21 protein-coding genes and 2 pseudogenes are annotated in these 20,806 nt (G+C 66.7%); 16 read left to right on the top strand and 7 right to left on the bottom strand.

The window, feature by feature from the left end; all coding sequences use genetic code 11:
• The first annotated feature begins 70 nt into the window (after positions 1-70).
• The 4 genes from DEJ48_RS39075 (at position 71) to DEJ48_RS40025 (ending at position 5,182) form a co-directional block, all read left to right on the top strand.
• Entirely contained in the window at positions 71-319 is a 249-nt protein-coding gene (locus DEJ48_RS39075) for a hypothetical protein (protein WP_150220792.1), read from the top strand.
• Between the two features lie 1,136 nt (positions 320-1,455).
• Positions 1,456-2,346 carry a phosphotransferase gene (locus DEJ48_RS39065; protein WP_150220791.1) on the top strand — a complete coding sequence of 297 codons (891 nt, stop codon included), beginning with the start codon at positions 1,456-1,458 and terminating at the stop codon, positions 2,344-2,346.
• Entirely contained in the window at positions 2,343-4,286 is a 1,944-nt protein-coding gene (locus tag DEJ48_RS39060; protein ID WP_150220790.1) for an ATP-binding cassette domain-containing protein, read from the top strand. Before DEJ48_RS39065 ends, DEJ48_RS39060 begins: the two co-directional genes overlap by 4 nt.
• Positions 4,287-4,774: 488 nt before the next feature.
• Positions 4,775-5,182: a hypothetical protein gene (locus DEJ48_RS40025; protein ID WP_190537873.1), complete on the top strand. Its 408-nt coding sequence runs from the start codon at positions 4,775-4,777 to the stop codon at positions 5,180-5,182.
• Here the strand turns inward: DEJ48_RS40025 and DEJ48_RS39050 are convergent.
• Positions 5,148-5,729, bottom strand: coding sequence for a DUF4240 domain-containing protein (locus DEJ48_RS39050; RefSeq protein ID WP_150220789.1), 582 nt, complete (start codon positions 5,727-5,729; stop codon positions 5,148-5,150). The two genes, DEJ48_RS40025 and DEJ48_RS39050, sit on opposite strands and share 35 nt — an antisense overlap.
• 791 nt (positions 5,730-6,520) lie before the next feature.
• Here DEJ48_RS39050 and DEJ48_RS39045 point away from each other — a divergent pair.
• The 6 genes from DEJ48_RS39045 to tgmC all read left to right on the top strand — a co-directional run bounded on the left by DEJ48_RS39045 (position 6,521) and on the right by tgmC (position 10,490).
• On the top strand, positions 6,521-7,183 hold the full coding sequence (locus DEJ48_RS39045; RefSeq protein WP_150220788.1) for a PolC-type DNA polymerase III: 663 nt from the start codon (positions 6,521-6,523) through the stop codon (positions 7,181-7,183).
• 93 nt (positions 7,184-7,276) lie between these two features.
• Positions 7,277-7,423, top strand: a complete 147-nt coding sequence (locus tag DEJ48_RS39040) for a hypothetical protein (protein WP_223832392.1) — start codon at positions 7,277-7,279, stop codon at positions 7,421-7,423.
• Positions 7,424-7,461: 38 nt separating this feature from the next.
• Positions 7,462-8,019 carry a hypothetical protein gene (locus DEJ48_RS39035; protein ID WP_150220787.1) on the top strand — a complete coding sequence of 186 codons (558 nt, stop codon included), beginning with the start codon at positions 7,462-7,464 and terminating at the stop codon, positions 8,017-8,019.
• Positions 8,020-8,141: 122 nt separating this feature from the next.
• Positions 8,142-8,390 (top strand): putative ATP-grasp-modified RiPP, encoded by a 249-nt coding sequence (gene tgmA, locus DEJ48_RS39030; RefSeq protein ID WP_150220786.1) that lies wholly within the window; start codon positions 8,142-8,144, stop codon positions 8,388-8,390.
• The gene (gene tgmB, locus DEJ48_RS39025; protein WP_150220785.1) at positions 8,387-9,358 is read left to right on the top strand and encodes an ATP-grasp ribosomal peptide maturase; all 972 of its coding nucleotides are present in this window, start codon (positions 8,387-8,389) and stop codon (positions 9,356-9,358) included. Before tgmA ends, tgmB begins: the two co-directional genes overlap by 4 nt.
• Entirely contained in the window at positions 9,348-10,490 is a 1,143-nt protein-coding gene (gene tgmC / locus DEJ48_RS39020; protein WP_150220784.1) for an ATP-grasp peptide maturase system methyltransferase, read from the top strand. The genes tgmB and tgmC overlap by 11 nt, the downstream gene beginning before the upstream one ends.
• Before the next feature lie 19 nt (positions 10,491-10,509).
• Here the strand turns inward: tgmC and DEJ48_RS39015 are convergent.
• Positions 10,510-10,856, bottom strand: a pseudogene (locus tag DEJ48_RS39015) (transposase); the annotation flags it as partial.
• 989 nt (positions 10,857-11,845) lie between these two features.
• Between DEJ48_RS39015 and DEJ48_RS39010 the strand changes: the two are divergent.
• Positions 11,846-12,705 (top strand): IS5 family transposase gene (locus DEJ48_RS39010; protein WP_223832391.1). Its coding sequence is split into 2 segments (ribosomal slippage): positions 11,846-12,200 and positions 12,200-12,705, totalling 861 coding nucleotides; the frame shifts between segments, so codons are not numbered across the junction.
• A gap of 18 nt (positions 12,706-12,723) precedes the next feature.
• Here the strand turns inward: DEJ48_RS39010 and DEJ48_RS39005 are convergent.
• Positions 12,724-13,020: a barstar family protein gene (locus DEJ48_RS39005; RefSeq protein WP_150220783.1), complete on the bottom strand. Its 297-nt coding sequence runs from the start codon at positions 13,018-13,020 to the stop codon at positions 12,724-12,726.
• Positions 13,021-13,432: 412 nt separating this feature from the next.
• On the opposite strand from DEJ48_RS39005, the gene DEJ48_RS39000 reads away from it, so the two are divergent.
• From DEJ48_RS39000 to DEJ48_RS40020, 4 genes and pseudogenes are all read left to right on the top strand, one after another.
• Positions 13,433-14,521, top strand: a complete 1,089-nt coding sequence (locus DEJ48_RS39000) for a PhlD (RefSeq protein ID WP_190537871.1) — start codon at positions 13,433-13,435, stop codon at positions 14,519-14,521.
• Positions 14,522-15,363: 842 nt separating this feature from the next.
• Positions 15,364-15,771: a hypothetical protein gene (locus DEJ48_RS38995; protein ID WP_150220781.1), complete on the top strand. Its 408-nt coding sequence runs from the start codon at positions 15,364-15,366 to the stop codon at positions 15,769-15,771.
• Between the two features lie 236 nt (positions 15,772-16,007).
• Positions 16,008-16,331 (top strand): annotated as a pseudogene (locus DEJ48_RS38990) (GNAT family N-acetyltransferase); the annotation flags it as partial.
• Between the two features lie 433 nt (positions 16,332-16,764).
• Positions 16,765-16,932 (top strand): hypothetical protein, encoded by a 168-nt coding sequence (locus tag DEJ48_RS40020; RefSeq protein ID WP_190537869.1) that lies wholly within the window; start codon positions 16,765-16,767, stop codon positions 16,930-16,932.
• 176 nt (positions 16,933-17,108) lie between these two features.
• On the opposite strand, the gene DEJ48_RS38985 is transcribed toward DEJ48_RS40020, so the two are convergent.
• The 3 genes from DEJ48_RS38985 to DEJ48_RS38975 all read right to left on the bottom strand — a co-directional run bounded on the left by DEJ48_RS38985 (position 17,109) and on the right by DEJ48_RS38975 (position 19,292).
• Positions 17,109-17,753, bottom strand: coding sequence for an SMI1/KNR4 family protein (locus DEJ48_RS38985; protein WP_150220780.1), 645 nt, complete (start codon positions 17,751-17,753; stop codon positions 17,109-17,111).
• 220 nt (positions 17,754-17,973) lie between these two features.
• On the bottom strand, positions 17,974-18,762 hold the full coding sequence (locus tag DEJ48_RS40675; protein ID WP_223832568.1) for a hypothetical protein: 789 nt from the start codon (positions 18,760-18,762) through the stop codon (positions 17,974-17,976).
• Positions 18,763-18,836: 74 nt separating this feature from the next.
• Positions 18,837-19,292, bottom strand: a complete 456-nt coding sequence (locus DEJ48_RS38975; RefSeq protein WP_150220779.1) for a hypothetical protein — start codon at positions 19,290-19,292, stop codon at positions 18,837-18,839.
• A 179-nt stretch (positions 19,293-19,471) separates the two neighbouring features.
• On the opposite strand from DEJ48_RS38975, the gene DEJ48_RS38970 reads away from it, so the two are divergent.
• Complete coding sequence (locus DEJ48_RS38970; RefSeq protein ID WP_150220778.1) at positions 19,472-20,269, top strand: hypothetical protein; 798 nt, start codon at positions 19,472-19,474, stop codon at positions 20,267-20,269.
• A gap of 299 nt (positions 20,270-20,568) precedes the next feature.
• Here DEJ48_RS38970 and DEJ48_RS38965 read toward each other — a convergent pair whose 3' ends face one another.
• The gene (locus tag DEJ48_RS38965) at positions 20,569-20,781 is read right to left on the bottom strand and encodes a bacteriocin immunity protein (protein WP_150220777.1); all 213 of its coding nucleotides are present in this window, start codon (positions 20,779-20,781) and stop codon (positions 20,569-20,571) included.
• Between the last annotated feature and the right edge of the window lie 25 nt (positions 20,782-20,806).

Below are 20,806 nucleotides of genomic sequence, written 5' to 3'. Positions count from 1 at the left end.
TCGCCGACGCCCTGCCCGGACCCTCGAGCAGTACGCCCAGGAGATCTTCACGAGCCTGCACAACGAGGGCGTGGAACTGCACCACCTCGTTGTCCACGCGGACCTCCCCACCATCCGGCGGCGGATCGAGGAGAGCCAGGAGTTCCCCGGCGACGAGGAACGCAGCGAGAGAGTCCGCGCCTTCCGCCGGCGCCGCCTGACCGACTACGAACGCGCCTACGAGACCTGGCTGCGGGACCAGGCAGAGGTCATCGACACCACCACACTCACCTCCCAGCAGGTCGCCGCCCAGACCCTCACCCTCCTTAAACAATCCTGAGCAGCGACACCTCGGTCGTCATGCAGACTGCCATCGGGGCAGTCCAGGTCATTAGGGAATGGTCGGCGGCGTCGGACACCGTCCGGTACGCCAGGATCGCACCCGCCGTAATCACCCACATCGGCGCCATGCTCGGCGGCCTGGCCGGACTCATCACTGCCGGACAGATGGCTCACGCCTGCGGCCGTCCGCCGCACGTCTCCGCCTGTCGGTCACGTTGACGCTGACGGCGAGGTGGTCCAAGCGAGGGCGGAGCAGCAACTGTTCGTCAGGGTGCCCCCGCAGGTACTTGGTGACGAGGCCTTGGAGGGTGCGGGGCAGGAATGGTCATGGCGCTCCTGGTGACCTCATGCGCTACGCAGCTCCACAAGGGCGCAGCGGGGGACATCGCGTTCGAACATAACGGCCGATCTGGTCGCATGGAAGCGGGCTACGAGAGCGCCACCCAGGCGGGTTCCGTCCGCGTCGAAGGTGCCGATGGTAGCCGCCGTCACGACCACCCAGGGGCGTGACGCTCCGGGTGCTCACCCGCCCGCGAACCAGATCGAGCCACTCTCGCGGGCGCCCAAATCCGGGCCCGGCCGAGGAGTGCAAGAAACCTTTCTCCCACAGTCACCCCAGGTCAGAACCCTCCCTGATGCGGGTGCCGACTGGCGGCAGGGGAGGCCGGGGATGACCGGATCACGGTGGTGTCGGCAGCGGATTGTCGGTGGCGTGGGCGAGGGTCCGTCCGCAGAGCACAGCCACACCACACCGAAGGAGTCGGGTGCTGTCGACGCGTCAGGCACGCCGCCGCTCGGGCGGCCGTCCCTCCGCCTTCCTCGAAGGTGTGAATCGAACGAAGCGAGAGGAGCCGATGACGCAGACGGCACTTGCCGCCGGTGTACCGGCATCGAACCTTCACTCGACTCGTCGCCCGCGGCTGCCCGTAGCGGCCCTGCGATCAGGTCCGTTGTCCGGGTGCTCCGCCCCGTCCCGAACCAAGGAGAAACCGTGAATCCCGTCCGCTTGGCCACCCTCCACCCTGCTCTCGAGAACCCTCCTGCTGCGGCCGAGGCCCTCGCGAACCGGCGCCCCGTCGATGTCCGTCGTGTCCTTTTCGCGGCAGCATCACGACCGTCATCGGGGTGGGGGGCATGACTAACCCGACCACTGCGCCCCCGGCCCTGCTCGCGTGGGCCAGCCGGGCGCTCGGCGCCCGTCCCGCCGTCGAGGACGTCAGCCATCCGCGCGCGGACTCCCGCGTGTGGCGGCTCGACCTGCCCGGGGCGGCCTGCTCCTACCTGAAGATCTCCCCCGAGGCCGTGATGTACGAGCGCGAGACGTTCGCGCTCCGAAGTGCCGCACCGGCTCTCGGCGCCGGCGCTGCGCCGCAGCTGCGCGCCTCGAGCGCGGAGCATCTGGCCCTGCTGCTGACCGCCGTCCCAGGACAGCCGCTCACGCAGTTGGAACTCTCGCCCGTGGAGGAAGCGCGCGCGCACCGGCACGGCGGCGCCCTGTTGGCCCGCCTCCACGCGGCCGGTGATCTGTCCGGCCCTCGACGGGCCGAGGCGGAACTGGCACTGCAGGCCGCAGCCGACGGCGCCGAGGAGCACCTGGCGGCGGCCGGAGACCGGCTGACCGCGCCGGAACACAAGCTCGTGCGCCAGCCGGCCGGGGAACTGCAGACCTTGCCGTCGCTGCCGCTCGCGTACATCCACGGCGACGCGTGGGACCGCAACCTCATGTGGTCGACCTCCCGGCAGCAGGCCGGATGGATCGACTTCGAGCGCTCCAGGGCCGCTGCCGCGGTGCAGGACTTCGTGCTGATGGCCTGCTCCGCCTGGACCGACCGGCCCGATCTGCGGGCCGCGTGCCTGCAGGGCTACGGACGCAACCTCACCGTCGAGGAGCAGCACGCCCTGAAGAGTCTCGCGGCGATCGACGCGGTGAGCTGCCTGGTCCGGGGGCCGAAGCTCGACGACCCCCACGTCACCGCACGCGGACGGCAGACCCTGGACCGGCTGATGGCGGGGGTGTTCGCATGACCACACCGCACAATCAGACCGAGGCTCCGGCTGCCGACGCTGCAACCATCGGCGGTGAGGCGGCGTCCCTCCCGGCCGCGCGGGCGGGCGCTCCGCAGCCCTCCGCACCGCCGGAGCTGGACTACAACGGGCGCAAGCACCGGCGGGCGATGGACGACGCCACCTTGTGGGACATGGCCCACCGCATCCCCGCGGCCCTGCTCCAGACGGCCCGCCTGGCCTGGAGCGTCGACCGGCGCATGGCCCTGACGATCGTCGTGTGCCAGTTGCTGTCCGGCATCGGCACGGCCGTGATGCTCACCGCCGTCGCCAGGGCCCTGCCGCAGCTCATGGCCGACGACCCCCGTCAGGGACTGGCGCATGCCTGGCCGGCGCTGACCGTCGCCGTCGTCGCGATGGCCACCGGCGCGGCCATGTGGATCCTCGCGGACTGGGCGACCCGGCGCCTGAACCCCAAGATCGCCTCCGCCGCGGACCTTCAGCTGGTCGATCTGCATATGCGGGCCGAGCTCGCGGCCTACGACGCACCGGGGTTCGGGGACCGCAGTCAGGCAGCGGAGATCGGTGCGCTGCGCGCGGTCGACCTCGCCGACGACGCCAAGACCCTGACGAACGGTCTCGTGCAGCTGGTGTCCGCGGCGACGGTCCTGACATCGTTGCACCCGCTGCTGCTCGGGGTGTTGCTGCTGTCAGTCCTCCCCCGCGGCATGGGCGGGGTGATCGCCGCGCGGGTCGACTACCGCGTTCACGACCAGACCATCTCCGCCCGCAATGTGCGGGGGATGATGCGCTGGTGGCTGACCACGTCCGAGCTCGCCGACGAGCTCCGCGCCAACACCATGCGCCCATACCTCCACTTTTGGTACAGAAGCATGTGCGACAGGGTCGTAACCCGCGAAGTCGCCGGGGCCCGGCCGTATCTGCGGATCACGCTCCTGGCCGCCTGCCTCGGCGGCATGTTCACCCTCGGCATGTGGGCCTCGCTCGCCGCCCTGGTCCTCGCCGGAGCCATGACCACAGCCCTCGCAGGCACCGCCGTCGTCGCCTCCCAGACGGCCGGCCGGTCCCTGAACTCGATCATCCGGTACAGCACGGTCATGTTCCACCACGGCCTCTACCTGGCCGACTACTACGAGTTCATCGACGAGGTCCGTGCCATGACCACCGCGCGCGGCACCGTACAGGCTAAGCCCCCGCGCCAGATCCGTCTGGAAGCGGCCTCCTACACCTACCCGAGCAAGGAGTCCCCGTCCGTACAGCCGATCACCCTCACATTGAACCGCGGCGAGGTCGTCGCTCTCGTTGGGGAGAATGGCGCCGGCAAGTCCACGCTGATCCGCATGCTCACCGGGCTCACCACCCCGACCCAGGGCAGGGCATTCTGGGATGACACTGACCTGTCGACCGCCGATGCGGATTCGGTGTGGCAAAACGTCGGCCTGGTCCCGCAGAAGAACGGGCACTGGCCGCTCGCAGCCCGGGAAAACATCACCCTGGGCCAGCCCCGGGAGCACGGCGACCAGCGGATCTGGGACGCAGTCGAGCGGGTCGGCATGACCAAGGCCCTGCGTGAACTCCCCAATGACCTGCAGACGTTGCTCGCCCGGTCGGTGTGGGGCGGCCACGAACTGTCCGGCGGGCAGTGGCAGAGGTTGGCCTGTGCGCGAGCGATGTACAGGGAGTCGGCTGTCCTCGTCCTGGACGAGCCGACTAGCGAGATGGACGCCCGCGGGGAACACCAGATTTTCCGCGAGCTCCGCGCCATGGCCCCGGATCGGATCACGGTGGTGGTGACGCACCGCCTGGACAACGTACGGATGGCCGACCGGGTAATCGTCCTCGACCAGGGAGCTATCCGGGAGCAAGGCTCCTTCGACGAACTCATCGCGACCGAAGGGAGTTTGCTCGGAGAGCTGTACGCCCTCGCCCAAGACCGCTGACCTGCGGCCCCCAGCTCTAGGATCCGCGTGGTCATTAGCAATGAAGGCAGTTCGTTAGCAGTGGATTAGCAAATCCGCGATCTCGTTGACAATGACTGCGTTCAGTAGCGATCTCCGTGCGGCCTGTTTCGCTCTTCCCCGGGCGTGGTGCCCCTTGCTCCGTACCATCTTCATCATGACGGTACGGAGCTCGGGCGGTGCCCGGCGTACGCGCAAGGCTCCTACGGTGTCTATCCGGTACGAGGAAGCGGCCGTGCGTGAATTACCGGTCCAGCAGCTGCGGTTGGCGGATTTCACGGAGTCGAAGCCGTGGCGTGCGGTCCGGTCGGTACACGGAATGCTCCACCACTCGGGGAAGTACTCGTCGGCGACGACGGGTGGGCACGTGAGAGATCGTCACGCGCACCTGGCTGGAGACCGAGTACCGCGACAAGGGACGATCATCTCCCGATATCGCCAAGGAACTGGGCGTCCGCAAGGGCTCCGTCATGAGACTGGTGAACAAGTGGGATATCCCTCACCACTCGGTCAGCCAGTTCACCAACCCGTTCGCCTCACTCGGTACGACGCTATCTCCCGCCATGCACGCCGTCAGCCGGAGGAAGAACTGCGTCCCCAGACTCCGCCACATCCTTCAGCTTCCTGGACACCGCAACCTCCAGGCCGCCGCCGTCGCCCTCAACACACAGTGGAACACCCTCAACTACCAGCTCAAACGCAACGAAGAAGCGGCAGGGTTCACCGTGATCGAACGATCTCGCCCACTCGCCTCCACGGACCGGGGCCACCTGTTCCTCGCAGAGGCCGAGGCGTTGCTGGCCCTGCTCGACAGCGGCTCACATGGCCAACGAGCATCACGACCTACGCGCGCTCGACGGCGGGAAACAGAGCGTTGAGGTTCGGGAACCGACGTGCTGCCTCATCAGCGCGGTTCACGTCCCATCGATCACCAACAGGATGTCGCGGCTCCGGATCCTCTACGTCCTGGGCATCATGAGCGTCATGAAAATCCTCGTGGGGCTTACCGGTCACGGCCTCGAATGCCGCCCCAGCGACATAATCCAGTTCCTCCCATTCCGGCCACTCATGATCTCCCCATGCACGCGGAGACCGACCCGCGAGGGCTCGGACCTGCGGAGTGCCCGCCAACAAGTCCGGATCGAGGGCAACCTTCTCGAACTCCTCCCGCCCCAGCCCGACAAGCCAGAGCCGAAAGTAGAAGAAGCTGTCATCGGAGCACCACCCCAGGATCATGTCGGCAGCAGCCCACATGTCCCAGGTGAAGGTCGGAGTCAGCACGCGGTCCAGGCATATCTGGAACTGCACGATCTCCAACTCCGGCATCCGCGAAAGCCGACCACGCAGCCAGCCCAGGCGCTCGTCCCGATCCGGCGTCTCCCGCCGACAGTCCTCGATGATGTTCCAGAAGGTCTCGTCGTCCACGAGCGGAACTATGGCAGGCAGGACTGACACCCACCTACCGACAGTGAGCGATGCGACCGCAGACAGAGCCGGGATTGCTCATGATCAGCCCACACGAAGAGTGCTAATCACGCTTGGATTCTGACGTCTCAGCAGGACCCAGTGCTAGTGATCATGAGGACCCTAGACAGCCCCGGTCCCTGCGGGGCCGCGCACCGGCGCGGCCCCGCACACTCCCCCGACGGAGCTACCAGGCGCCCTGCCCTCGACCTCGGCTCCCTAGTTCTCCGCCTGCACCACGAGCTCGGATACCGCACGACGGGCATCGACTGCTCCCCCCAGCGCAGTCGAGCTCGCCGCCGCCCACAACATCGGCCCCGGACCCAGCCCAGGGCCGGCCTGGTAGTACCTGGACATCACCACCGACAACGTCACCGTCCCTGCGCACCCTGCCTATGCCCTCTGACCTGCCGCCTGGTCTACCGGTCGATCGACGACCAGCCGGCCCTCCTCGATCGGAACCGGCGCATCCTCAGACCCGGCGGAGTCTTCCTGGCCGTCACCAAGATCGTCGCCCGCCACACGACCACCACCCCAGCCCTCCACGAACTCGGGATCTCACCCCTGGACATCGAACTGCCGACAACCGGCTGGCCCTGCGTACGCAGCGCCGACCTCGATGTCCTGCGCTGCTACGTCCCACGGCCCTGACCCCCATGACCAAGGAGCATCCGGTGCCAGACATCGAAGTTCTGTGTCCTCCACGGCCACCCCTGCTCGAAGGACGGGGCGTACGGGCAGGAGGTGGCACCATGGGCACGCTGATGAACGATCCCCGCTTCGCCGTCACGACGTTCTTGGTGATCGATTTCGAAGGCCTTACCCCAACGGGACGGCCCGCCGAGCCGATCGAGGTCGCGGCGCTGGCGCTGCGCCCCGTAGGCGACGGGTTGGTGCAGGTCGGCCGGTTCGAGGAGCTGATGCGGCCGCCGGCAGACGTTCCCGTGACCGCCCGGGACGTCCAGCTCAAGGGCATCACCCAGCAGATGCTCTCCACGGCACATCCGGCCGCCGACGTACTGGCGCGGCTCGACGCCCGTCTGACCGCGCCTCCGTACCGTCTGGTGGCGCACCATGCCTCCACGGAGGCCGGGATCATCGGCCGACAGGCCGAGCACTGTCCTGTGCTCGCGGCGACGTCGCTGCTGGACACGCTGCGTCTGGCCAAAGTCGTGGTGCCCGGACTCGGCTCCTACGGGCTGGATGGCCTGCTCGGCTACTACGGCATCCCCAAGCCGGCCGGACGGCACCGGGCGATGCCGGATATCGAGGTGACCGCCCGCGTGCTGGCCCGGCTACTGGACGACGGATGCGCCGACGGGCGCTGGCGCACCCTCCTTGAACTGGACGCGGTCGCCGGATTGCAACCCAACCGGCGACCGGGCCCTGACGTGAAGCAAGATGCCCTGTTCTGAAACAGCGTCCCGGCAAAAGAGATGCGCCAAGTGACCCTCACCAGATCGCCGCCTGACCGACCGCGGCCGCCTGCTCTGTGGGCCGGTACGTCTGTGCTGATCACCGGCCAGCGCGGCCGGGTGCTGATCCAGCGCGTCGACTACCGCACGACCTTCCTTCTGCCTGGCGGTGCCGTCGACGCAAACGAAGGCCCGGTCCAGGGCGCCGCTGAGCTTCCCTTCCTGCCTTCGCAGACATGATGATCTGCCGTACAGGCATGGCTCGGGAGGGGAATGGCGTGAAGAGTCAGGTACAACGGTGGTCCTCATGGCGCAGCCGCGAGTTCGTCGTCCGCGAGGCGGGCGACACCGGGCCCATCGTGCTTGCGGTACGGGGTGTTCTCGGGGCAGCGATAGACATCAGTTCACTACGGCGCACGGAAACGACGGTCGAAGGGGGTGGCCCCGCCGCCACGGTCTGGGGTGCGGGACGACGCCGCTTCATCGTGCCTTCGGAATTCGATTCCGTGGACGTGTTCCGCCGGAGCGTCGGCAGTAGCAGCACGTCGGGATTCGGCCCGTGGAAGGTGACGCGTTTGGCTGATGAGGAGATCGAGCTCGTCGCGGGCCGCATGTCCGGCCGTGGGCCGTGGGTCCTGCGGGTCGAGGACTCTGGCAAGGAACTGCGGATCACCTGGAACGAGGGGAAACATCCGGGGACTCTGACCTTCTTCGGTCCCGGGTCCGGGGGCGGCAAGGAATTCCACAACGACAATCGCACCCGAGAAACGATCAGTGTCACCGGCCCCGGCTATCTTCTGCTCGACGCCGACCACTGGACGCTCGATACCTCCTGACCTTCCATACCGCACGCCGCGCGGCGCATGGCGCAGTGCGCCGCGTCCGCGGGCTGACGCATGCTTCCGTGCAGCTTCGCGGGCCGCCACACTGTGAGCGGAGCGAGCACCGGGAGGTGGAGATGGGCGGGTATTCCGTGACTCCGTGGGGGTTAACGCGCATGAGGCAGTTTCCCGAGGTGGCGCTGCCAGCCGCCGAGGTGGTGTTGGATCCCGAGTCCCAGACGGGTCGGCGGATGGGGCCGGACGGGCTGGAGATACCCGCGCTGGACCGGCATAAGCGGTCCGAGACGTCAAAGGAGACATCCACGAAGACCAGCTTGGACGGCACTCCTGACGAGGGTTCTGACCAGGACGGGGACACCGATTGACGCCGCCTGCGCCGGTCCTGGTGGCCACCCGGACGGATGACGCGACGGCCGATGTGGTGATCGCGGAGCTGAACCGACGCCGGGTCCCGGTCGTCCGGCTCAACCCGGGCGACTTCCCGCAGAGTATCGGTGTCGCTGCCCGCTTGGACGGCTCCGGGCTCGGCGGGCATGTGCGGACGACGACACGCACCGCGGAGCTGGACCGGGTGCGGTCGGTGTACTGGCGCCGGCCCCGGCCCTACGCCGCCCCGTCGGGCCTGGAGGAGCAGGACGCCCGCTGGTCCGTCGAAGAAGCCCGCTTCGGCCTGGGGGGCCTGCTGGCGTCGCTGCCCGGCGCGCACTATGTGAATCATCCATGGCGGAACCGGGATGCCGAGTACAAACCGGCCCAGCTGGCCGTGGCCGCCCGCTGCGGGTTCGAAGTCCCCCCGACTCTGCTCACCAACAACCCGGCCGCAGCGCGCGACTTCGCCCGCGAGCACGGCCCCGTCGTGTACAAGCCGCTGCGCAGCACCGACTACCACGATGCTCAGGGGCGGGCGCTGACCGTGTGGGTCGACGAGGTGGACCCGGCAGACCTCACCGCGGGCATCGCCCAGACCATGCACCAGTTCCAGCACCGGGTGCCATCGGTAGCCGATCTGCGCGTGACGGCCGTAGGTAAGAAGGTCTTCACCGTGCGGATCGACGGCGCGCCGGGACCGGACTGGCGCCGTCACTACGACTCCCTAACCTACACGCTCATCAACACCCCGCCCGAGCTGGCCAAGGGGGTCCGCGCCTACCTGGACACCTTCGGGCTGGTCTTCGGCGCGTTCGACTTCGGCCTGGACGCGGCCGACCGCGCATGGTGGTACGAGTGCAATCCGAACGGGCAATTCGCCTGGTTCCCCGAACCGATCACCAGCCACCTCGTCTGCGCCGTCGCCGACCAGCTTCAGTACGCGGGAGAACACCGTGACCGTTGACACCGCCCCCTTGCGCCGCGCCCTGGCCGCCGAGATCGGCACCAGCAACCCGACGCTCGCCCCCCAATGGGGCGCCGCGGTCGCGGCAGTGCCCCGTGACCTGTTCCTCGATACCGCGCTCTACCGGCCCGCAGGCAGCCGGTGGGAGCCGGTGCGCCGCGGAGAGGTGGGCGAGCAGGAGTGGCTGCGCCTGGTGTACGCCGACCGAACACTGGTGACCCAGGTCGACGGCGTGGACGCGGCCGACGCGACGGGCCCCATCTCGGGCATCCCCACCTCGTCGGCGACCCTTCCCTCCCTCGTCGTACGCACGCTGCAAGTGGCTGAGTTGCAAGGCGGCGATAAGGTGTTGGAGGTGGGCACGGGCACCGGCTACTCCACGGCCATCCTGTGCCACCGGCTGGGCGAGAAGCAGGTCGTGAGCATCGAATACGACACCGCAGTGGCCGCAAGCGCGGCCGCACACCTTAAAAGCGCCGGGTACTCCCCGACGCTGGTGGTCGGGGACGGACTGCAAGGCCACCAGGAACAGGCCGACTACGACGCGGTCATCGCCACCTGTGCAGTCCGCTCCATCCCCCGCTCCTGGCTGTGGCAACTCGCCGACGGCGGATCCATCACCACCACCATCAGCGGGTGGATGCTCGCCTCCGGACTCATCCGCCTCACCCTCGACGACACCGGAGCCGCACACGGCCGCTTCACCGCCGATCCCATCTCCTACATGCTCGCCCGCCCTCACGAGCGCCCACCGCACCCGGTCCTCCTGCGACACGACGGCAACACCAGCCACGCACGCGTCGCCCCCGCTCTGCTCCAGGAATGGGCCGGCTGCTTCGTCGCCCAACTCGCCGCGCCTTCTGCCGAACTGATGACCTCGGGTGACGGCGTGGTCCTGCGGGATGTGGCCACCGGCTCTCAGGCATGGACCGAAACGGACGGAAAGGGCTCAACGGTGCACCAGCACGGGCCCTTGCGCCTGTGGGACCAGGTAGAAGCGGCACTGGAGACCTGGCAGAGCGCTGGGGCACCCGCGCTGGCGGAATTCGGCATGACGGTGTCGGATACCGCCCTGGACCAGACGGTCTGGCTGGGCTCCCCGGACGGACCGCGCTGGCACCTGCCCATCTAAAAGGCGCTAACAAAGGCGTGCCCAGGCCGGTGCCGTGCGGTTCGCCTCGTCTTGCGATCACAGGTCGGATCCCGCGCTGCCACAGCTGGCGCCGGTAGATGTCGTGGTCGTAGCCGCGGTCGGCCAGCAGGGCATCCGGGCGCCGACGCGGTCTGCCGACCCGGCCCGCGACGGCTGGGATCTTGTCGAGCAGGGGCAGCAGCTGGGTGACGTCGTTGCGGTTGCCACCGGTCAGCGACACCGCGAGCGGGATGCCCTGGCCGTCGACGAGGAGGAGTAGGTGCTTGCTGCCAGGCCGGGCGCGGTCGACCGGGCTGGGACCGCTTTTGGGCCCCGTCGGGCGGCCCGGACGTGCGAGGAGTCGATCACCGCCCGCGACCAGTTCAGCTGGTGCTCTTACGACTATGGGGCCCACGGATGGGGGGTTATGCTCTGCCCATGTGGGCGAGGTGGGGATCTTGCGTTCTGTTCATAGGCGGTGTCGTCGCGCTGGCCTGGGGGGGTGGCGCACTCGATCGACGTGGCCGACTGCACGGCAGGCAAACGCTATTGTTCGACGGAGCCCGGCAGGGAAGAGCACAACGCCAGGGACATACTCCTCATCGCCGGCGGCTTCGGGGCCGTATTCCCAGGAGTTCGCCTCGCCCTGCGAGGCGCGGACTGGCGCCCTCTGCTGGGCCTGCCCGCAGGCGCGGTTGTCGGTAGCGGAATCGCCTTGTCCATCGACCAGGAACAGGGCATCTGGCTCCTCACGGGCGGTCTTGTGGTCATCTGCTCCGTCCTCGTTATCCCCTTCCGCCGTCTGGTTATCGAGTGGGCGAGGAGCGGCTCAAGCGGCACAGCGGGCTGACCCAATAAGTCCTTCAGCGCTGGGCCCCGGCACGCATCGCGTGCCGGGGCCCAGTGCTGTCCAGGACAGAAGAACAGCTTTGTCGTAGGACCTGAACCTCTCAGCTCACCTCCACCTCCCCGGTACTGGGTCAAGTCGACCTTCTGCACGCCCTCAAGACCTCCACTTCCGCAGTTCGCAGTCGACGCCGCTGATCGGGAGATCGAGCCGGTGAGCCGGTACCTGCGGGATCTGACGCTCGGCGAGTGCTCGCGGACGGGATCCGGGCGCCCTCCACTGTCGACCTGACACAGCGCTTAATGGCGCTAACAGAGCCGTTGGACGTGGCGGTGCGTGATCAGGCAGACGGCGAGTCCGAGGAATGCTTCGTGGATGTCGTCTCGTCTTCCCCAGCGAATGCGCAGGCTCTTCGCGGTGACACTGGTTTCCTTCGGGCTGCTGGCCCTGTCCCTCGCTGATGTGCTCTAGGGCGTGTCTCTTTGATCGGTTGGTCAGTTGATCGGATGTGTCTGTCCGGTTAGTGATCACTGAGGCGATGTGGGACCGGATCGAGCCGCTGATGCCGGCCGATCCGGTCCGCGGCCGGCGATGGGCCGACCATCGCCGAACTCTGGAGGCCATCGCATGGAAGTACCGCACCTGCTCTCCCTGGCGAGACCTTCCGGAAGAGCTCGGGTCGTTCCAGACTGCCCACAAAAGGCTGATCAGATGGGCCTCTGACGGTACCTGGGAACGGATCCTCACCACCGTCCTGGCGGCAGCAGATGACAGCGATGATGTCGGCTGGACCGTGTCGGTGGACTCCACCGTCTGCCGGGCCCACCAGCACGCCGCCGGTGCCAGGAAAAGGGGGAGCCATGGCGCGCGGAACCTGGCGATCACGGTCTTGGACGCTCTCGAGGCGGGTTGAGCACCAAGGTCCACTTGGTCAGCGACAGCCACGCACGGCCGCTGGCCGTCCACGTCACCGCAGGTCAGGCAGGCGATGCTCCGGCTTTCGAAGCCGTCATGGCCGGCATCCGGGTTCCGCGAATTGGGCCTGGTAGGCGGAGGACCCGGCCGGATGCCCTTCTCGCCGACCGCGCGTACTCATCCCGCGCGATCCGGAGCCACCTTCGCCAACGCGGGATCCGTGCCGTCATCCCGCAGCCCTCCGACCAGGTTGGCCACCGTCTCCGCCGAGGCCGCGCTGGAGGCCGTCCGCCCGGCTTTGACGCCGAGGCATACACGCAGCGCAACTCGGTCGAACGACGCATCAACCGACTCAAGCAGTGGCGTGGCCTGGCCATGCGAACGGACAAACTCGCCATCGCCTACCAGGCCGCACTCCACCTCGCCGCCATCCTCATCTGGGCACGTCGATAGACAAGTTGTCTTGCGCCATCACTTCGTTGCGTGGACGACCAGGCGGTTCTGCTCGCCGTCAAAGACGCCGGCCAGAGCATGTCCAGCTTGTCGGCCTTCGCTGAACAGACCCTGCTGATCGACATGCACGACCAGAAGGTCATGGCTGTCGATGACGTTCGAAATACCCCGAGCGTGAATCGTGTCTGACCAGGCATCCAGGTTGCGACCGAACCACTCTGGAAGCCCGCACGGCCCAGCTACCGCATCCCAGAAATCGTTGAGCGTCTCGATCGGACGCCCTCGCAGGTCAACGACCAACTCTATGTCTGCCACCACAGCAGACTATGCAGCAAGGACTCACCAACGACCGGTCAAAGAGACAGGCCCTAGCCCGCTGGTGTGGGCAAGACCACAGCCAGCAGGCGTACTGGCGAGCGCACCGTCAGGCAAGTCACGCCCTAGGACCGCGCCACCCGGGAAGTCGAACCGTGCCCTCCTGCAAAGAGGATGAGCACAGAAGGAGCCGACTCTCCTATTCCGCTTCCGGTTGGGGCGCATTTGGCACCATTTGATGCATCAGCGTGGTGATATTCCACATGTACTCTGCGAGTGCCTCACTCATGCAACGTCCTACGGGCCGCGTAACCCGTGTGCGAGCGAACCTCGCCTCGTAACCACGCTTGTCTGGCGCGCTGTTGCAGCATCGCGAGGGCTCGCACCGAGGCGCCCACAGACCACATACTGCATGCGCAGATCGGAGAGCGCCCCCGTGGCCTACGTCACCCGGCCCTCAGTCGAAATCCCCGGATACGAAATATCCACCGCGGACATCGTCGACGACATCCTCCGCACCATGCCCGAAGACACCCGCGCGCCCTCAGCCGCGGTCGTCAAACGCCTGGCCAGCAACCTGCAGATCGACACCCGCTCCTTCGTGGCACCCCTCAAAGCCCTCTCCCGGCCCAGCACCATCACCGAACGCAACAACCTCGCCCAGCCGCTCATGGCCCGCATGGGCACAGACGCCGCCCAGACCGCTATCAAAGCCGCAGGCCTCACCAACACCGACATCGACGTCATCATCACCAGCCACAGCACCACCCCCGCCACCCCCGGCCTCGACGTCCACATCATCAACGAACTCCAACTGCGGCCAGACATCCGGCGCATGCCCGCCACCCAACTCGGCTGCGTCGGCGGCGCTCACGCCCTGTCCTGGGCCGCCGAACTCGTCGACGCCAAACCCGAACTCCGCATCCTCATCGTCATCTCAGAAGCACTCTCCACCGTCTACCGCTCCGACAAAAACGACCCCGCAGGCATCATCTACCGGCTGCTGTTCGGCGACGGCGCCGCAGCCTGCATCGTCTCCTCTCAACCTCAGGGTGCGTGCCTGGAGATCACCCGCACCTGGCAACACGTAGTACCAGGCACCACGGACTCCTACACCCTCCACACCGAACCCACAGGCCTCCACTTCACCTCGGAAAAGTGGGCGCCGGACGGAATCACTCACCTCATGCCGCCTCTGTGGACGTGGCTACGCCAGGACGACAAAAACTGGACTCCCGAAGTCGTCATCGCACACCCGGGCGGCCCCCGCATCCTGGAGGACACCCTCAAGGGCCTGAACTGCACGCCCCAACTCCTCGCACACTCCTGGGAAAGCCTCCGCACCCGCGGCAACCTCGGAGGCGTCGCCATCCTCGACATCCTCGCACGCACGGCCGATGCCACACCGCGCCACCACAGCCCCACACTCCTCCTCGGCATCGGCCCCGGCCTCGCCGGAGCCGCAACCCAAGGACAATGGCACAACCCAACCAACCACTAACACTCCAGCCGCAGTTGTGGACCTTCATGCTGTGGCGTTGCCTCAGCACAAGTGGCAGTCGCGGCAGCGGACCTGAAGTCGGCGGCACCACAGCAACCAACGCAGACGATGGTCGCGTCGATCGCCCGAAAGCGCGACGGACAGGGCGAACAACCGCGGCAGCTCGTTGCAGGTAGGGGCGATAAGTCCCTCGGAAGCGGGATGGTCGCGGTGCTCGTGGGCGCGGATGACGGCCAGGAAGGCGTGCGCGAGCATCGTGAGGATCACCCAGCACAACCACGGGATATATAGCGGCGTACCTGGTGTTCGTCCAGACCGACGACGCCCCTGCCGGCCTGGAAGGTCTCCTCGATCCGCCAGCGGACGCCGACAACTTCAACCAGGACACAGGACAAAGAACGGCACCGGCTTCGGGCCAAAGCAGCGGTAGTAGAACGCCTCGCCGGTGGTGCGGTTGCGGCGTATCAGCTGGCAGGCGCCCGCTGCGTGGACGGGATCCAGGTCGACGACAGCCCAGTCGCCACGCGTACCACCCCGAGACAGAAACGACGCCAGCCGATCCCACTCGCATTCGATTCCCCACGACCCATGCCTCCAGCCTGACCCCAACTACTCCCTCACGTCCGGCGATCCGAGAAACAGCGCCTAGATCCTGACCGGTGGCGAAGAGAAGCTTGCCGAGTTCTGCCAGGGATTCACGGACCGCCAACTCGCCCTCATCGGTCTGAAGAACAGCAAGGCTGCCCAGCACAAGGAGAACCTCGCCACTTTCCGCAAGCAGGGCGCAAAGCGGGCCGCGGCGGCCAGGTAGGGCAGGAAGAACGGGAGGGCAGAGTTACTCCATGAGCATCCTCTTCATCCTCGTAGCTGTCCTCATCGGGCTCTGGTGTTACCCACTGTTCGCCAGGAACTGGCTCCGCAGTCCCCTCTGGTTCGCCATAAACGCCGTGGTCCTCCTGCTGGGGACTGGGATCACCTACCTCATCGGCGCCCTCGCCGGCGGGCTGGACACGGGAGAGGAATGCCAAAACGCAGGCCAAGCCTACGACTCAGCGTACCGCCATGCGCACTTCCACGAATTCGAGCGCTGGTACCCACTGCACGAAAAGTGCAACGCAGGCTACGACCTGGTCCCGGCCTGGGTGAACCCCACCCTGATCGTCCTCCCCATCCTGGCCACACTCTGCCTCGCGTACTCCATACGACTGGCCGTCATCCATCGCCGCACCAAGAAGAAGGACACCGCATGAACGATGTGAGCAGGCGCCGCGTACTTGGCACCGCCGGTGGCCTGACCGGGGCTGTCGCCCTAAGAGTTGTCCCGCAATCGCCGTGGCAGGAGCGGTCCACGGGTGGGGCTGGACGCCTCGTCGCCCTCGCCCGCGCCGGGGCTCGGTTCGAACGCGGCCAGCTCGTTGAACGGCCGCGGACGACCGTGACATGAATAGGGTGGCGGGCCTGCCTTGAGGTTGGAGATCATCCGGTCATCTCGGATGGCGCACCAGGACAGGACCTTCAGGCCGGCTTCAGTTTCCGGCCGTATCACGGCGACGAGGACCACGGCCCCATGGCCGCGGTGCGGCTGGGGTGTGCCGAACGCGACCGAGTCGACGCCCGTTCGGTTGTGGAAGGGCTCCCGACAGCGGCCGAGATCGCCGAAGCCTCTGCCAAGCTGGAGGAGCCATCCAAGAACCAGATCCTGGTGGTGTTCGACGGGAGCGTCGTCGGCTACTCGACGATCCGGTGGTGGCAAGAGCGGGACGCCACGTGGCTGTACCTGCACAGCGGCTACCTCTTGCCCGAGCTACGAAGTGGACAGGCACCGGCAAGGAGACCATCGGCCTGACCTGGGACATGGTCGGCGCCGTCGACGTCGATCTCGACCTCGCCGCGCGCGCCAACTTCGGCACCAGCGGCAAAGAACTCAAGGTTTGCTGCGACGATCTCAGCACGGGTAGCCCCACCCCCGGGTGTGTCCTTCCGTACTACATCCCGACCTACACAACGGACACCAACAAGTACCCGGCAGCCGGCGCCTACTACTGGTTCATGCAGCAACGCATGATCGGAAAGCCCGGTACCGGCGACGCACCCATGCACTACCTCGGCCCCGACACCACCAAAACCACCCCAAGCGGCAAACCGTGGACTGCTAAAGACAGCCGAAACATAGTCTGCCCAACCTCATGGCCGAAACACCCCACTGACGCCTCATGGGGGACCCGTCCTACGATGAGTTCGCCATGGCCTCAACCCACGAAAGCGGCGGCTACCCCGACGCCGGCAACAAGTACCAGGTCTCCTCCGGAGACAAGTGCGCGCAGCTCTATGCCAACCCCTCGGGGAACTCCTTTGGCCTTTTCTCCGACACACGCGAGGACAAGAACGGCCCCTCCAACACCGAGAAGTAAGGGGGGCCTTCCACAAATTCCCGGCCCCCGCCTGGCGCATGCTCGACAACGACGCCTTCTACCTCAGTAACCCTGGCTTCGAACACTGCACCACCACCAGCAGCACCTGCGCGTGGAAGAAGATCAGCTAAATCCTCGTGACGTGTGGGGTGAGTACGCACGCTCGCCCCACACCGTCAACTCCCCAACGGCTCCCATGCCGCTCGCTCGGCCTCGTTCAACGGCACACCCCACACCAAGAACCCGTTCATCAGGCCGACCCGCGCCTCTTTTGCGAGCTCCGGATTCTCCAGGGCGTCAGCCATCTCCTCCAAGTAGTCCGTCAGCGACTCGAACTGGACCCTGCGCTCCGCATACTCACACCAGTACCAGATCCTGCCGGTCTCAGCGTCCACGCACAGACCGGTCAGAGCATCTGCATCCATCGCGGCAAAGGGGACCCAGGAGGGACGCCACACCGTGATCTCTTCCGTGCTACCCGTCCTCTGCTGGTCCTCTAGATCCTGCTGACGCAGAAACATCTGTCGCTGGTAGACGCGGCGGACGACGGAAAACGACATCAGCACACACTCCTCGGGCATGAACCAAGGCGTCGTCTCCGGACCCACACCTGCCCGCCGACTCCACAACGCCCTCAGCCCAACGGGCAGACGCACGCCCAAAGACTCCTGCAGTTCGTCGAGCTCCGCCTCGGAAGCGCCAGGCAACAGGCTCGCGAATGTCGCCGGAGCGTTCCGTTCAAGCCAGGACTCAATACGCTGCCAGGCGTCATCTATCTGACGCCACTCAATGCTGTGCTCGCGTGCCGCATGTCCATCCATACCAGCACGCTACCGTCGGCCCTTCACGTGCTCAGCACGGGACGCAGGATTCGGTTGTGCGCCGCCGTCTCGGACACGGCAGGGACCACACCTACAGCACCAAGTTCCGCATCCCCCAGGGCATGTGAGAGACCTACGGACGCGTCGTAGGCGACCCCGAGCGGGGCGCCGACCTCCTCGCCCACGTACGGAGGGGCCCGGGGCCAGCGCCCGGGGCGTGTCATCGGCCGAGCATGTGATCACTCGGCCAGCCGGCCGCGAGGGCGGTGTCGTAGTGGAGTTGGTCGAGGTGGCCGGTGAGGTAGCGGTCGCAGGTGGTGACGGCGTCGCGGCGGGCGACGGGAAGCACGTTCGAAGGCATCACGGGAGGCGGAGTACGGATCAAGCTCAGGTAAGGCGTCGTACGGTTCCATCGAGGGCTCTTCTTCGGGAGTGATTCGTTCTGGTTGGTACCTACGAATCTTCGGAGACGAGCCTCTTGGTCACTGGGAGTTGACACGGTCCCGCCCGGGCCTTGGTGAGCGAGGGTGAACTGTCCCGGCGCGTCTTCGTCCAGCCAGCCCCGCTCCACCAGACGCTTCAGCTTTCCCCGGGTCCCCTCGATCTTCCCGGTCGTCGTCGGCAGACCGGTCCGCGGCACGACCTGCTTGGCCTGCAACGGTCCGGGCGCGTCAGCGATGATCTCCACGATGTCCCGGTACACGTCCGGCAATACCGCCACGACCAGGCCCTCCCGCCACGGCGGCACCATCATCACCCCGACGCCATGGGGAGTCGCCGATTCGTTCGCCTCCGGCACCCTCCCCGTCGCATCGTGCGGTTCGGTCTCTGCGGCCGACAACTCCGCCAGCACCTGCGCGACGGTCTCCCGCGTGATCTCGAGCCGCGAAAGATCCTCCCGAGCCTCCTCCAGCCGGATGGCCAACTCGGCTGTCTCGGCTTGGAGTTCCTCCACACGCCGCCGAGCTGCGGCCTCTCGAGCCTGAAGCTCTTCCGGCAAAGACACCATGGGCGCCCCACCTCCATCCCGCCACGGTAGAAGTACGACGGTGCCGACCACACGCCAATCAGCGTCTTCCCAGCTCAGACCGTCTCGTAGGGCGCTCGTGCGTTTCGGCCCTTGCTGCGGTTGACAAAGAGCCCGACGGAGCAGACAACGGCGCAGGCCAGCCCCGCATAGAGCAGAGGGGACGTCCAGAACCACACCACTTCAGTGCTGCGGCCACTGCTCCAGTGACAACTGATAGACGGCGGGAAACTCTTCACGTCGACTGATGTCAGCGTGTAGTCCCGTCCCGCGTCCATGTACACGCCACCACCGGTCTTGTCCGCGCACACGTCGAGTGGGTTCGTGAAGGCGAGCCCGTAAACGGCCCCAGCCCCGTAGGCGGCGATCGCTGCCGCGCTGCCGATCACAGCCCAGCGGGCCAGCCAGGAGGGCTTCCTCCTGGACACCCACAAGGCATACGGGATCGCGCCCATGGCGAAGAGGAAGATCGTGATCAACGGCGGACCCAACACCGCGAACAAAGACACCATGAACCATGACGCTACGCCGAATGGACACGCCCTCGCAGCCAGTACCAGCACACACTGATCAGGACGACTTCAGATCAACTGTCCCTCGAAAGGAACCGCACCCAGCTGGGTTTCGGCTCGGGCATGACCTGCTGGCGGCGCCTGGCCGCCTGGAACGAGGCCGGCGCCGCCAGCAGGTCATGGTGAACACCTCCGGCACTCCCGGGCCGCCGTCCGAGGCGGTGGAGGCCACATCGCGCCGGGCCACGTCCGAGGACCTGGGGCAAGGGGTTGTGCGGCGCGATCATGTCGCTGCTAGGGCGATCACTGCGGACCTGCTGGACGCGGACGCGATCAACGGCAAGATCATCACCGGTGCCACGGTGCAGACCGCCGCCGAGGGGCCGCGCATCGTCCTGAATGCGGCCTGGCTGCGGGCGATCGGCGCGAACGGGTCGGCGATCGGCATGGAGCCCAACGACGTCTATCCGTACATCTATTGGGCGTCCGTCGACGGTTCGAACCAGGCCTACATCCACGTCAGTGGCTCCAGCCCTTCGGACGCGAACATCGGGATCAATTCGGGGACGTTCACCGACGCGGACGTCTACCGGTGGCGGACGTTCTTCGGCAACGACTTCTTCACCGCGGAGCGCATCACTGTGAACGGGAGCCAAGCCCTTTGGCGGGCGCCTGTTCCTCGGGAAGAACTCCGCGCAGCTGGGGTCTGGGCAGGATGGTGGCAGCCTGTCACTGGGGCAGGGGCCCGTGACCATGTCCGCGGCATCGATCCGGGCGGCCGGCGTGCTGCGGTCGGACAACGTCTCGATTGGAACGGCGACCATTACTCCGGTGGCCAACAAGCCCACATCCGTCACCTTGAGCGGCGGGAACATCAAGGGGGAAGAACTTCCGCGCGTTCGTCACCCCCGTCGCCTCCGTGCCGGGCAAGACCGTCGTGGGCGTCGGCGTCACAGCCGTTTTATCGAGCGGGCTGACCATCTGGGTGCACCGCACCAACACCACCCCAACCATCGTGCACTGGATGATCATTGGAGAGGACTAAACGACCCGTGGACGACCCGAACCCGGTCACCATGACAGCGGCTTGCCGGACACCGGCATGTCCGGTCGGGGGCAGCCCTTCACGGCCGCCTTCTACGCCAACGCTGCGCCGCCCATCTATCGGGGCATGTGCCTGCAATGCGGGTAGGAGCACACCGAGCCCGTACCCGTCCGTATCTCCGGAGAACGTAGCGAAGCGGAATAGAAGAGGTGAGTCCCCCTGTTACGCGCATTACAGTTCGATGGGGCGGTACGCCAGTGCTTGGTCGACTACTTGGTCTGCGGTCAGTGGGGGTTCCTGGTAGAAGATCAAGTCAGATACGCGCGGGTGCGGAACACTCGCCATCAACTCTTCCAGCAGTGCGTCCCCTTCCGTTTCCGGCAGAGTTGCGTCGATGAGCTTCTGCACAATCTCGACGAGTTCTGTGCGAGTCTTGGGGGGCATTGAGTATATCCTCTCGGGTGCATTT

Origin of the sequence: Streptomyces venezuelae (assembly GCF_008642315.1) — a bacterium.
Lineage (GTDB): Bacteria > Actinomycetota > Actinomycetes > Streptomycetales > Streptomycetaceae > Streptomyces > Streptomyces venezuelae_D.
Note: the sequence above shows the minus strand (reverse complement) of the source record. Positions and strands in the feature narration are given on the sequence as shown.